Here is a 12,860-nt window from a genome sequence, read left to right as displayed (position 1 = left end):
GGGGCCGGAGGAGCAATCCTCCGGCCCCTTTTCTATCCGAACTTGTTGTCGCGCGGGAAACCCTGGGGCGGCAAGCGCCCTGCCCCGCCGCGTGCGACCTTCCATTGCCAGATCTCGGTCTCGGTCCGGGTGCGGTCACCCTTGCCGCCCATCGTCCAGCTGAGACCATCCTCGAGCTTGAAGGTGGTCGCATCGGCCAGCCCGCCATCGCGGTAGCCCTGTAGCTTGACCCCCTGCCCGCGCGACAGCTCCTTCAACTCGTCGAGATGGAACACGACCAGCTTGCGGTTGTCGCCAACCACCGCGACGTGATCGTGATCGGGCTCGATCCGCCGCACGACAACCAGCTTCCCGTCCTTGCCGACATTGACGACCTGCTTGCCCTTGCGCGTCTCGGAGACGAGGTCTGACATCGGAGCCTGGAATCCCTTGCCGGTGCTCGAGGCCAGCAGCAGCTTGCCTTTCGGATCGCTCACGATCAGCGCGGCTATATCGGCCTCGGTCTCGATATCGAGCGTGTTGCGCACCGGCTCGCCGAAGCCGCGCGCGCCCGGGAGCTTGTCCGCGCCGAGCGTGAAGAAGCGGCCATTGTCGGCCACCAGCAACAGCTTGTCGGTCGTCTGCGCATGGAGGAGGAAGGCCGGGCCGTCGCCCTCCTTGTACTTGAACTCCTGGTCGAGCGGGAGGTGTCCCTTGGCCCCGCGGATCCAGCCCTTCTGCGACAGGATCACCGTCACCGGCTCCTTCTCGATCATCGCGTCCATGCTGAACTCGGTCGCGGCGGCGGGCTCGGCGATCAGCGTGCGCCGCGCACCGAGATCGGTATCGAGCCCGTATTCCTTCTGCAGCGCCTTGAGGTCGCGCTTCAGCCGCGTGCGCTGGCGGGCGGGCGAGCCGAGCAGCTTCTCGAGTTCTTCGCGTTCGGCCAGGAGGTCGTCCTTTTCCTGCCGCAGCTGCATTTCCTCCAGCTTGCGCAAGGACCGCAGCCGCATGTTGAGGATCGCCTCGGCCTGGCGGTCGGTGAGCTTGAACTCCGCCATCATCACAGGCTTGGGTTCGTCCTCGGTGCGGATGATCTCGATCACCCGGTCGAGGTTGAGGAATGCGATGATATAGCCTTCGACCAGCTCCAGCCGCCCGGCGATCTGGTCGAGCCGGTGTTGGCTGCGGCGCTGCAGGATCTCGATCTGGCTCGTAATCCAGTTCGAGAGCAGTTCCTTCAGCCCCATCACCATCGGCGTGCGGCTCGCATCGAGCACGTTCATGTTGAGCCCGAACCGGGTCTCGAGGTCGGTGAGCTTGTAGAGCCCTTCCTTGAGCAGGTCGGGATCGACATTTCGCGACTTGGGCACCAGCACGATGCGGATCTTCTCGTCGCTCTCGTCGCGAACGTCCTCGAGGATCGGCAGCTTCTTGTCGGCGATCGCCTGTGCGATCTGCTCGATCAGCTTGCCCTTGGCGACCTGATAGGGGATTTCGGAGATGACAAGCTGGTAGCCGCCGCCCTTCTGGCGCTCGAGCCCCGCCTCGCGATCATCGGCGCTGTCCGCCTCTTCGGCGAAGAAGCGCCCGCGGACGCGCAGCGAGCCACGGCCGGTCTCATAGGCGTTGCTGATCGCCTCGGCGCTCTCGGCGAGCACCCCGCCGGTGGCGAAATCGGGCCCCGGCATCAACTCCATCAGCCGCGCGTGCTCAACATGCGGATTATCGATCAGCTCGAGCGTCGCGTCGATCACCTCGGCGACGTTGTGCGACGGAATATTGGTTGCCATCCCGACCGCGATCCCGCTCGCGCCGTTGGCCAGCAAATTGGGGAACAGGCCGGGGAAGATCTCCGGCTCCTGCTCCTCGCCATTGTAGGTCGGGATGAATTCGACCGTGCCCTCGTCGAGCCCGGCCATCAGGCGCATCGCCGTCTTGGTCAGGCGGGCCTCGGTGTAGCGGTAGGCAGCGGCGTTATCGCCGTCGACATTGCCGAAATTGCCCTGCCCCTCGACCAGTGGATAGCGCAGCGCGAAATCCTGCGCGAGGCGGACCATCGCATCGTAGACGCTGGCATCGCCATGAGGGTGGTACTTGCCGATCACGTCGCCGACTACGCGCGCGGATTTCTTGAACGCGCTGTCGGGATTGAGCCGCAATTGCCGCATCGCCCACAGCAGGCGGCGATGCACGGGCTTCAAGCCGTCGCGCAGGTCGGGCAGCGAACGCGCGGTGATCGTCGACAACGCATAGACGAGGTAACGTTCGGACAGCGCGCTATCGAACGGCGCGTCGACGATCGCATCGAACGGATCGGAATCGGTGGTGTCGGTAGCAGACATCGGAATTCCCTAGCCCCTGCGTCCGGGCCGAAGAAGTTGCTCGACCAGACTAACAGGGGAAAATGGTTCACATCCGTGTCCGCAAGCCGTGGAAAGTTTTTGTCTGATGTCTTTGCTCATCGGGAATGATAACGTCTGGCCATGAGGTATATCTTCGCTCTCGGGGCAATATCCCTCCTTTTCGGGCCAACCAACATACACGCACAGGAACGCTGGTCCGTGCCAGCAGAGGCCGACGCCCTGTTCGCCAGCGGCGACGGCGAAGCGGCGTTTGCCATGACCCTCCCCCTGCTTTTCGAATGCGAACAGAAGGCGCCGTTGGGAGAAGCGTGTTTCGATCTTTTCCTGGCGACCTCCGAGTTCTCGCTGCGCGCACCGAACCGCTTGCCCGAAGGAGAAGCTGTGGCGAGGCGCGGCCTTGCCCTGGCCCAAAAGCTTTCGGCCGAGCCCACGCTTGCCCAGGCCGGGATGCAGAACAATCTCGCTCAGACCCTGGACCAGCAGCAGCGATTTGACGAGGCGCGCGCGTTGTATCGCGCTGCGATCGGTACATATTCTGCCATTCTTGGCCCGTCCGACCCGTTCACGCGCCTGGTCACGGTCAATCTCGAACGCAATCTGCGTCAAAGTTTCGTCACGTCGCGCAATCCGGATCTTTTTGCGCAGATGATCGACCTCCAGAAATCGATGGCTGACGCGGATCCGGGGAAACTCTATACCCTCGGCATCGAGACCACCAATAGCTTGCTCAATGCGGGTGTTTTTCGTGAAGCCGAGCCGATCGCCCGTCAAACGCTCGCCCTCGCGATGGAAAAATTCGGGACAACCAGTCTGGAAACTGCCGAGGCGCTCATGCTTCTGGCAACGCTGCTTGGCGCACTCGAAAGATATGACGAAGCCGAGAAGGTTCTTTCCCGCAGCATCACTCTGTTTCGTGCCAATAGTCCGGAGGATCACCGCTCTATCGGTTCTGCGCTGCAACAATTGGCGATCATCGTAGGAGAAAAGAACGACCTGCTGCGTAAGGAACAATTGCTGCTGGAGGCTCTCGACGAGATCGAAAGAGCCCTGGTTCAGAAAGCGCAAGTGATTGGTACTGCTGATGAAGCGATGGCGGCGGCAAATTCTGCCGAATACATCTACGCGGTGATCCTCGATGGCCTGGGCACGATAATGCAGGACCGCTACCGCTATGGAGAAGCCGAGCGCTATTTTCGCGCAGCGGTGGACCAGGCTATGCGGGTGTTGGGCGAAAACGATTACTACGTCGCGTTCCGCCTCAACAATCTCGGGGCGCTCTATTTCACTACGCAAAAATATGCGGAGGCCCGCGATACTTATGCGGGCGCGTTGGAGATCTGCCAGTCGAACCTTGGACCAGACCATCCCGATTGCGCCACGATCGAAATGAACCTTGCCGTCGCCCTCTCCGAACTGGAGCAGACGGGCGAAGCCGAACGCCGGCTTTTGCGGGTCGCGGAGATCAGACGTGCCGCGTTCGGAGAGCGATCCCTTCTCTATGCCATCGCCTCTGCGAACCTCGCAGATGCCATGTCCGTAAACGGGAAGAAGGACGAAGCCGCCACGCTTTATCGCAGCATCGCGGCGCTGGTGGACGCTACATTCCAGGCCGACCTGCCCGAACGGATAAAGATCCTGTGGTACGCCGCCAACTTCGCCCGAACAGGCGATTTCGCAAACGGGCCTTATGCGCGCACCCTATATCGCAAGGCGATCGCCGGAATAGTTCAGCGTACGGCTGCGGGCGACTTCGGCGCGGATGCCCAAGCCGATTTCCGCAACCATCGGCCGCTCTTCGTCAACCACGTCAAGAATAGCTGGGCACTGGGGGAGACCGCAGTGCTGGCAGAGTGAACCGGTTCGATCGCAATCCTTACACGGCTCGCATCATAGCCGGAACGTCGAGTGTTCCCCAGCCGTTGGGAAGGTGAAAGCACATAAGGAGCACCTCCATGACCCAACGCGTAATGATCCTCGCCACCAACGGCTTCGAACAGTCCGAGCTGATGAAGCCGAAGGCCAATCTCGAAGATGCCGGAATCGAAACCACCGTCGTCAGTCTCGAAGCCGGCTCGATCACGGGCTGGAACGACAAGAACTGGGGCGAAAGCGTCGCGGTCGACAAGACGGTCGACGAAATTTCGTCGTGTGACGATTTCGATGCGCTCTTGCTGCCGGGCGGCCAGATCAACCCCGATATCCTTCGCATGAACGAACGCGCCGTCGCGATCGTCCGCGAATTCGGCATGTCGAACAAGCCGATCGCCGCAATCTGCCACGCGCCGTGGCTGCTTGCCGAAGCGGACTTGGTGAAGGGCAAGACCGTGACCAGCTGGCCGTCGATCCGGACCGACCTCGCCAATGCCGGGGCGAATGTCGTGGACCAGGAGGTCGCCGAAGACGGCAACCTGATCACCTCGCGCAATCCCGACGATATCCCCGCCTTCAGCGACGCGCTGATCGCCCGGGTGAAGGGTCGCGTCCCCGAAAACGCCTGAAAATTTCGCCGATGAATCAGGGCCGGCGCGGCATTTCAGCCGCGTCGGCCCTTTTTGTGTGGAACCCATTCCCGGTCTCGTTCGTCCCGCTGGTTCGAGACGCTCGTCGACAGGGTCGCGCCATTGGTCGGCAAATCGTTTTTCCGTTCATTCGCGCGACAGTTCGAAGGTCGTTTCGGGACGGTTCTCGCTTCCCCCTCCCCCCCCCCGCGAGAATCAGAACAAGAACTGGAGTAACCAATGAAGACCTATATTTCCGCCGCAGCCCTCGTTGCCGCCCTCGCCGCCACTCCCTCCCTGGCGCAGGACCGCAGCGAAGCCTTCACCGGCCCCTATCTCGGCGCCACCGTCGGCGTCGACAGCATCCAGGTCGATGACGGCACCGACAGCGAAAGCGAGGAAGGCGTCGCCTACGGCACCATCCTCGGTTACGATTTCGCGACCGACAACGCCGTGTTCGGCGTCGAGGCCGAACTGAGCGAAAGCAGCATCGGCGTCGACGACACCAATGTTCTCGTGGCCGGCGACACCGCATCGTTCACTGCCGGGCGCGACATCTATGTCGGCGCGCGTGCCGGCATCTTCGCCAGCGACAACGGCTTCCTCTACGTCAAGGGCGGCTACACCAACCAGAAGTTCGACCTCGACTACACCGCACCGGGCGTCGCGCTCTCGGACAGCTCGAATGCCGACGGTTTCCGCGTCGGCGCGGGCGGCGAATTCCGCCTCGCCGACAACCTGACCGCGCGCGTCGAGTATCGCTATTCGAATTATGGCGAACTCGAATTCGACGGCACCGCGCTCGGCGTGGACCTCGAACGCCACCAAGGCATGGCCACGGTCGCCTATCGTTTCTGATAGTTGGCGCAGACGCCAGACAGGAGGCCCGGGGGAGCAATCCGCCGGGCCTTTTTGCTAACCGGCGCGCATGTCTTGGCTTTCATCGGGGATCGCGACTTCTAGCCCGTCGAGGTCTTCGCCCAGCACGATCTGGCAGGCGAGGCGCGAGGTCGGGCCGACGCAGGCCGCGAGGTCGAGCAGGTCCTCTTCCTCTTCGCTCGCTTCGGGGAGCCGAGCGAACCACTCGCGCGCGACGAGGACATGGCAGGTCGAACAGGCCATCTGGCCTTCGCAGGTCCCTTCGAGCGGCATGCCCGCCGCCTGCGCCGCATCGAGCAGCGTGAGACCGCTTTCGCCGTCATATTCGGTGAGCTTGTCGCCCTCTTTGAAGCGCAGCCGGACCATCAGGTGATCCCCTGTTTGCGCGCGGCCTTGAGCAGCGTGTCACAGGCCCGCTCAAGCTCTTCAGCCTCGGTGTATCGCCCCCAGCCGAGGCGGATCGAACTCTTAGCCTGCTTGTCGCTAAGGCCCAGCGCTTTCAATACGTGGCTGGGCCGGCCCGAACCGCTCGCGCAGGCCGAACCGGCGGAGAACATCACCTCGCGGCAATCCGACATCAGGCGGGCGACGTCGATCCCGTTGTGCTGGAGGTTGGCGTTGCCATGCCAGCGCGCTTCGGCACTGCCATTGAGCCGCCAGCTGTCGAATGCCTGCGCGACGATCGTCCAGAGCTTTTCGACGTGGTCGGCATCCTGCGCCATCCGATCCTTCGCCTCGGCCGCTGCTGCGCCGAAGCCGGCGCACAGCGACGGGCTGAGCGTGCCCGAACGCAGGCCGTATTCCTGCCCGCCGCCGGTCTGCACCTCGCCCAGGTCGATATTGTCGCGCACCCACAACGCGCCGATCCCCTTGGGGCCGTAGATCTTGTGCGCGCTGATCGCGATCATGTCGGCCCCGGTTACCTCGATCTTACCGTAGGCCTGCACCGCGTCGCACAGATACAGCGCGTTCGCCGACTTGGCCTTGCGATGCCAGTCGACCGTGGGCTGGATGGTGCCGATCTCGTTGTTGACCTGCATCAGGCAGACCAGCCGCGTATCCTGCGGCAGGTCCTGCTTGGTGTTGCACTGGCCGTTCTTGGCGACGTTGAGGATGTGGCACGATCCGAGCGCGCGGGCGGTGTCGAGCACCGCGGCATGTTCGATCGCCGAGGCCGAGATACTGCCCTGCTTCGCCGACAGCGCGCCGCGGATCGCAAGGTTGATCGCCTCGGTCGCGCCGCTGGTGAAGATCACCCGGCCACCCGAGGGCAACAGCGCGGCGACCTGTTCGCGCGCAAACTCGACCGCCGCGGCGGCGGCGCGTCCCATCTTGTGCGGGCTGTGCGGGTTGCCGAAGCCGCTGCCACCCGGCCCGTCGAGCCATTGCAGCATCGCGTCGCGCGCCTCGGGCGCGAGCGGGGTGGTCGCCTGGTAATCGAGATATATCACGTGGTCTGGGCCATGGCCTTCCACGCTTCAACGAAGGCGTCGATCTCGCGTTCCGTGGTCTTGCGACCGATGCTGACGCGGATCACCTCGCGCGAATGCTCGTAGCCCATTGCCTCGAGCACATGGCTAGGCTTGAGCGAGCCGGAAGAGCAGGCGCTGCCCGAGGAGATCGCGAAGCCGTTCGAATCGAAGCGGATAAGCTGCGAGGCAGCGCTGACACCTGGCATGCGATAGGCACCGATCGCGGGGCTACGCTTGCTCGCCTTGGCGACGATTTCGCCCCCCGTATCTTCTATTGCCGCCTCAAGCCTGGCTCGCAGCTTCGCGGCTTCGCGGAGCCAGTCATTACCCGCTTCGAGTGCCACCGCCATCGCCCTGGCTGCCGGGAGATTCTCGGTACCGGGTCGATAGCCGTGCTCCTGTCCGCCGACCGCGTGCAGCAGGCCGTAATCCTTGAGCAACAGCGCACCGAACCCGACCGGGCCACCGAACTTGTGCGCGCTGATCGCGATCATGTCGGCGTCGGGCAGTGCGAGCTTTCCCGCGCTTTGCGCGCAGTCGCAGAATAACACCCCGCCCGCCTCGCGCACCGCTGCCGCGATCCGCGCGACGGGCTGGACCACCCCGGTCTCGTTGTTGACGTGCTGGATCGCGACCAGGCCGGACAGGTCGGCTCCGTCGAGGTCGACGATGCCATGGGCATCGACGGGCAAATAATTCGCTTCCTTGCACCAGCGCCACACGGCAGCGTGTTCGACCGGGCTGACCGCAGTCAGGGGAGTTTTGGTGCGCTGGAGAACAATCGCGATCGCCTCGGTCGCACCGCTGGTGAATATCAGCTCTCCATCCCATCCCAGCGCAGACTTGATCCGCGCGCGCGCGTCCTCGAGCTCGGCTTTCGCGGCCCGCCCGCAGGCATAGGGGCTCGAGGGATTCGCCCACCCGGCGAGCCCTTCGCACATCGCGGCGACGGCTTCGGGAAGTGGCGGGCATGTCGCCGCGTAGTCGAGGTAGACGGCGGTGTCGTTATTATTGCTTTCGGCCATGCAAAACCTATATAGCGCCCATCTTCCATTCCTACCCTCTTTTGTCCGCAATCGTCCGATCGGGCGGCGGCGACTGAGGCTCTTTGCACCGGATTTGCCAATGCCCAGCGTGATTTTCCCCGGACCTGAAGGCCGTCTCGAGGGTCGTTTCCAGCCTGCCCCGCGCCCGCGCGCGCCGGTGGCGATGATCCTTCATCCGCACCCTGAAGCGGGCGGGACGATGAACGACCGCATCACGATGGCACTGTACAAGGACTTCGCCGCGCGCGGGTTCGCCACCTTGCGCTTCAATTCGCGCGGCGTCGGTCGCAGCCAGGGCAGCTTCGACAACGGGATCGGCGAACTGTCCGATGCCGCCGCGGCGCTCGACTGGGTTCAGCAGATCCACCCCGAAGCCTCGACGACCTGGGTCGCCGGGTTCGGCTTCGGCGCGCTGATCGGCATGCAGCTGATGATGCGCCGCCCCGAGATCCGCGGCTTCATTTCGATCGCGGCCCCGGCCAACATGTACGATTTCTCGTTCCTCGCCCCCTGCCCCGCCTCGGGCATCTTCGTGCAGGGCGCGCAGGATACCGTGGTCACGCCCTCGGCCGTCCAGAAGCTGGTCGACAAGCTCCGCACGCAGAAGCACATCACGATCCATCACGACGAGATCCCGCGCGCGAACCACTTCTTCGAGAACGAGTTCGACGAAATGATGCGTTCGGTCGACAACTATCTCGACATGCGCCTCGCGCCCGATTGCCCGATCAAGTAAAAAGTCTCAGTCGACCTTGTCGATCGGCGCGGTGCCCTCGCTATCGGGCACCGTCCAGATCGCGACGTTCACCGCCATCACCAGCGCAAGCAGGAGGAGCAGGCCGATCTGCTTCCTGGGCAATCCCTTCCGCCATGCGATGAATGCGGCGAGGAGGAGCGCGAAGGCGGCGAGCATCACGATTGAAAGCACGATCGACATGGGCAAGGTTTAGCGCGTCCGTCGCGCGGAACAAGCCGCCACGATTGACGCGCCGCCGCCGCCGTTCCATCCTCGCCCGATGGATATGACCAACATGAACCGCCGCCAGGCGCTTGGCGTGCTCGGCGCCGGCACCGCTCTTGCCACCCTCCCCGGATGCGCGCGCTCGCTCGTCGCCGGCATGCCCGGCTCCGCCGATGCGCTGCTCGAGGACATCGCCTACAATCTGCTCGAACACGAGCCCGAACGCGCCACGTCGCTCGGCGTCGACACGGGACCCTATGCCTATCTGCGCGGTCGTCTCGAAGACCAGTCGCCTGCCGGGCAGGATGCGTTGGCAGCGACACTGAAAAGCGATCTCGACCGGGTCCGCGCCTTTCCCAAGGCCGGGCTCGACACCGAAACGCTCACCAATCTCGAAGTCGTCGGCAGCGCTTACGACATTGCGCTGCAGGGTCTTGCGTTGCCCTATGGCGACGTGCCGGTCGGCAGCTGGCGGACCGCGCCCTATGTCGTGATCCAGAACGTCGGGACCTATCTCGACATGCCGCGCTTCATGGATGCGAACCACAAGGTCGAAAGCGCGCAGGACGCCGACGCCTATATCGAGCGGCTTCAGCAGATGCCCACCGTGCTCGATGGCGAACTGGCGCGCATTCGAGACGCGCGCGGCATGGGCGTCACCCCGCCGAGCTTCCTGCTCGACAAGGCGATGGGCCAGATGGAACAGACTATCGCCAGCGCCGGCAAGGGCGAGCTGTTCGCGGAAACGCTGCGACCCAAGCTGGCGAACGCCGGCCTCGCCGAAGGTTACGCCGATCGGGCGCTGGCCCTCGAAAGCGGACCGATCGCCGAGGCGTTGTCGCGGCAGCTCGAGGAATTGCGCGCCGAGAGTGCGGTAGCCACCTCGACGCCAGGCATCTCCTCGCGTCCACGCGGAGAGGAATTCTACGCCTGGGCACTGCGCTCGAGCACGACCACCGACCTTTCGGCCGACCAGATCCACCGGCAAGGGCTCGAGGAACTCGAAGCGCTCCACGCGCGGATGGACCCGATCCTGCGCGAAATCGGCTTCACCACCGGCAGCGTCGGCGAGCGGATGCAGCGCCTGAGCGAGGACCCGCGCTACAAATTCGCCGAGGGCGATCCGGGCCGTGCCGAGATCATGGCGTTCATCGAAGACCGGATCGACTGGATCAAGGCGCAGATGCCGCGCGCCTTCAACACCCTGGTCGATCCCAACCTCGAAGTCCGCCGCATCCCTCCGGCCGAGGAAGTCGGCGCGCCCGGCGCCTACGGCGGGGCGGGCAGCAAGGACGGCACGATCCCGGGGCGGTTCTGGATCAACCTCCGCACCACCGACCTGCACCGCAAATACGACCTCGCCGACCTCACCTTCCACGAAACGATCCCGGGCCATGTTTGGGAGGGCGAATATTCGAATCGCCTGCCGCTGATCCGCTCGATCCTCGCCTTCAACCCGTTCAGCGAAGGCTGGGCACTCTATGGCGAGCAACTGGCCGACGAGCTTGGTGCCTATGACGATTTCAAGGTCGGGCGGCTCGGATACCTCCAGAGCCTCGCCTTCCGCGCCTGCCGCATGGTGGTCGACACCGGGCTCCACGCGAAGGGTTGGAGCCGCGACCGCGCGGTACGCTTCTTCGTCGAACGCAACGGCTCCAAGCGCGCCGAAGTCGAAAGCGAAGTCAATCGCTATTGCAGTTGGCCCGGCCAGGCGACCGGCTACAAGCTCGGCCACAGCCGCATCGTCGACCAGCGAGAACGCGCGCGGACGGCGCTCGGCGATGCCTATGACTTCAAGGCCTTCAACGACGCGGTCGTGCTTGGCGGCAATGCGCCGATGGATGTGCTCGAACGCAATGTCGGGCGTTATATCGAACGCGCCGGACGCTAAAAAAGGAAATGCAAAGGGCCCCGCCGCGTTGCCGCGACGGGGCCCTCCTCTCCACAACTTGTGAGAAGCGTTACGCCGCGGCGGGAGCCGCGTCGCGAACGCCCTGGTCGACATGCGCCGCGAAGGGTTCGAAATTGTCGACGAAGAGCTGGACCAGCTTGCGCGCGGTCACGTCGTATTCTTCCGGATTGTCCCAGGTCGAACGCGGATCGAGGATCGCACTGTCGACGCCCGGCACGCTGACCGGCACCTCGAAGCCGAAATTCTCGTCCTTGCGGAACTCGGCATCGTTGAGCGAACCGTCGAGCGCGGCGTTGAGCAGCGCGCGGGTGGCCTTGATCGGCATGCGATGGCCTTCGCCGTACTTGCCGCCCGTCCAGCCGGTGTTCACCAGCCAGCACTGCGCGCCGCCTTCGGCGATACGCTTCTTGAGCAGGTTGCCGTAGACGCTCGGGTGGCGCGGCATGAAGGGCGCGCCGAAACAGGTCGAGAAGGTAGCGGTCGGCTCGGTCACGCCGATCTCGGTGCCCGCGACCTTGGCGGTGTAGCCCGACAGGAAGTGATACATCGCCTGGTCGGGTGTGAGACGCGCGATCGGAGGCAGCACGCCGAACGCATCGGCGGTCAGCATGATCACGTTCGACGGGGGCGGGCCGAGATTGTCGGCCGACGTGTTCGGGATCGAGGACAGCGGATAGGCACCGCGGGTGTTCTCGGCCAGCGTGGCGTCGTCGAGATCGATCTCTCCGTTCTCGTCCATCACCACGTTTTCGAGGACCGTGCCCTCCATCCGCGTGGTGGCGTAGATTTCCGGCTCGGATTCGGGATCGAGGCGGATCATCTTGGCGTAGCAGCCGCCTTCGAAGTTGAAGACCGCGGTGTCAGACCAGCCGTGCTCGTCGTCACCGATCAGCGTGCGGCTCGCATCGGCCGAAAGCGTGGTCTTGCCGGTGCCCGACAGGCCGAAGAACACCGCGCTCTTGCCATCGGGGCCGATATTGGCCGAGCAATGCATCGGCATCACGCCCTTGGGCGGCAGCAGGTAGTTGAGGATGCCGAAGACGCTCTTCTTCATCTCGCCGGCATATTTGGTGCCGCCGATCAGGATCAGCTTTTCCTCGAGATTGACCGCGATCACCGTTTCACTGCGGGTACCGTGTCGTGCCGGGTCGGCGCGGAAGGTCGGCAGGTCGATGATCGTGTACTCGGGCACGAAGCCTTCGAGTTCGCTCGCGGTCGGGCGCACCAGCAGCGTGCGGATGAACTGGTTGTGCCAAGCGAGTTCGTTGACCACGCGAACGTTGACGCGGTGCTCGGGCTGCGAACCTCCGAACAGGTCGGCGACGTAGAGCGTGTCCTTGTCCTTCAGCGCGGCGAGGAAATCCTCCTTCAGCGCGGCGAAGTGTTCCGGCGTCATCGAGGCGTTGTTGTCCCACCAGACTGTCTCTTCGGTCTCGGCATTGCGGACGATGAACTTGTCCTTCGCACTGCGGCCGGTGTGCTTGCCGGTCTCGACAACCAGCGGGCCGTGCTTGGCGCGCTTGCCCTCGCCATTGTCGAGCGCGTGCTGGGTCAGCGCGGCGCTGTCCAGATTGGCGTGGATCGTTGCATCGGTAACTATCCCCTGGGCGGACAGGGGCGTGGAAAGAGGCGAACTCACGGATATTCTCCCGAAACGACTGGAGGCGGCCGGCGCATGGTAGTGCCGAAACTGTCTCCAGCGCAGATAGAGAACCCCCGTGATTCCGTCAATTCGCGCCTATTGCCA

General features: G+C 64.1%; 11 protein-coding genes. 5 read left to right on the top strand and 6 right to left on the bottom strand.

Going from position 1 to position 12,860, the window contains the following annotated elements; translation table 11 throughout:
• Positions 1 to 32: 32 nt before the first annotated feature.
• Positions 33 to 2,324: a DNA topoisomerase IV subunit A gene (gene parC / locus IEW49_RS03685; protein ID WP_188641412.1), complete on the bottom strand. Its 2,292-nt coding sequence runs from the start codon at positions 2,322 to 2,324 to the stop codon at positions 33 to 35.
• Between the two features lie 219 nt (positions 2,325 to 2,543).
• Between parC and IEW49_RS03680 the strand changes: the two genes are divergently transcribed.
• The 3 genes from IEW49_RS03680 to IEW49_RS03670 all read left to right on the top strand — a co-directional run bounded on the left by IEW49_RS03680 (position 2,544) and on the right by IEW49_RS03670 (position 5,701).
• On the top strand, positions 2,544 to 4,199 hold the full coding sequence (locus IEW49_RS03680) for a tetratricopeptide repeat protein (RefSeq protein WP_188641411.1): 1,656 nt from the start codon (positions 2,544 to 2,546) through the stop codon (positions 4,197 to 4,199).
• A gap of 98 nt (positions 4,200 to 4,297) precedes the next feature.
• Positions 4,298 to 4,843 carry a type 1 glutamine amidotransferase domain-containing protein gene (locus IEW49_RS03675; protein ID WP_188641410.1) on the top strand — a complete coding sequence of 182 codons (546 nt, stop codon included), beginning with the start codon at positions 4,298 to 4,300 and terminating at the stop codon, positions 4,841 to 4,843.
• Between the two features lie 240 nt (positions 4,844 to 5,083).
• Positions 5,084 to 5,701, top strand: coding sequence for an outer membrane protein (locus IEW49_RS03670; RefSeq protein WP_188641409.1), 618 nt, complete (start codon positions 5,084 to 5,086; stop codon positions 5,699 to 5,701).
• A 57-nt stretch (positions 5,702 to 5,758) separates the two neighbouring features.
• Here IEW49_RS03670 and IEW49_RS03665 read toward each other — a convergent pair whose 3' ends face one another.
• From IEW49_RS03665 to IEW49_RS03655, 3 genes are read right to left on the bottom strand one after another with little or no spacing between them, the layout of a single operon-like run.
• The gene (locus IEW49_RS03665; RefSeq protein ID WP_188641408.1) at positions 5,759 to 6,088 is read right to left on the bottom strand and encodes a 2Fe-2S iron-sulfur cluster-binding protein; all 330 of its coding nucleotides are present in this window, start codon (positions 6,086 to 6,088) and stop codon (positions 5,759 to 5,761) included.
• The gene (locus IEW49_RS03660; RefSeq protein WP_188641407.1) at positions 6,088 to 7,173 is read right to left on the bottom strand and encodes a cysteine desulfurase family protein; all 1,086 of its coding nucleotides are present in this window, start codon (positions 7,171 to 7,173) and stop codon (positions 6,088 to 6,090) included. Before IEW49_RS03660 ends, IEW49_RS03665 begins: the two co-directional genes overlap by 1 nt.
• Positions 7,170 to 8,219 (bottom strand): cysteine desulfurase family protein, encoded by a 1,050-nt coding sequence (locus IEW49_RS03655; protein ID WP_188641406.1) that lies wholly within the window; start codon positions 8,217 to 8,219, stop codon positions 7,170 to 7,172. Before IEW49_RS03655 ends, IEW49_RS03660 begins: the two co-directional genes overlap by 4 nt.
• A gap of 100 nt (positions 8,220 to 8,319) precedes the next feature.
• On the opposite strand from IEW49_RS03655, the gene IEW49_RS03650 reads away from it, so the two are divergent.
• Complete coding sequence (locus tag IEW49_RS03650) at positions 8,320 to 8,976, top strand: alpha/beta hydrolase (protein WP_188641405.1); 657 nt, start codon at positions 8,320 to 8,322, stop codon at positions 8,974 to 8,976.
• A gap of 6 nt (positions 8,977 to 8,982) precedes the next feature.
• Here IEW49_RS03650 and IEW49_RS03645 read toward each other — a convergent pair whose 3' ends face one another.
• Positions 8,983 to 9,177 carry a hypothetical protein gene (locus tag IEW49_RS03645; RefSeq protein ID WP_188641404.1) on the bottom strand — a complete coding sequence of 65 codons (195 nt, stop codon included), beginning with the start codon at positions 9,175 to 9,177 and terminating at the stop codon, positions 8,983 to 8,985.
• 79 nt (positions 9,178 to 9,256) lie between these two features.
• On the opposite strand from IEW49_RS03645, the gene IEW49_RS03640 reads away from it, so the two are divergent.
• On the top strand, positions 9,257 to 11,092 hold the full coding sequence (locus tag IEW49_RS03640; protein ID WP_229658066.1) for a DUF885 domain-containing protein: 1,836 nt from the start codon (positions 9,257 to 9,259) through the stop codon (positions 11,090 to 11,092).
• 70 nt (positions 11,093 to 11,162) lie between these two features.
• Here the strand turns inward: IEW49_RS03640 and IEW49_RS03635 are convergent, their stop codons facing one another.
• Positions 11,163 to 12,752, bottom strand: a complete 1,590-nt coding sequence (locus IEW49_RS03635; RefSeq protein ID WP_188641403.1) for a phosphoenolpyruvate carboxykinase — start codon at positions 12,750 to 12,752, stop codon at positions 11,163 to 11,165.
• Between the last annotated feature and the right edge of the window lie 108 nt (positions 12,753 to 12,860).

The organism is Pseudoblastomonas marina, from assembly GCF_014641655.1.
Classification (GTDB): Bacteria; Pseudomonadota; Alphaproteobacteria; order Sphingomonadales; family Sphingomonadaceae; genus Alteriqipengyuania_A; species Alteriqipengyuania_A marina.
Note: the sequence above shows the minus strand (reverse complement) of the source record. Positions and strands in the feature narration are given on the sequence as shown.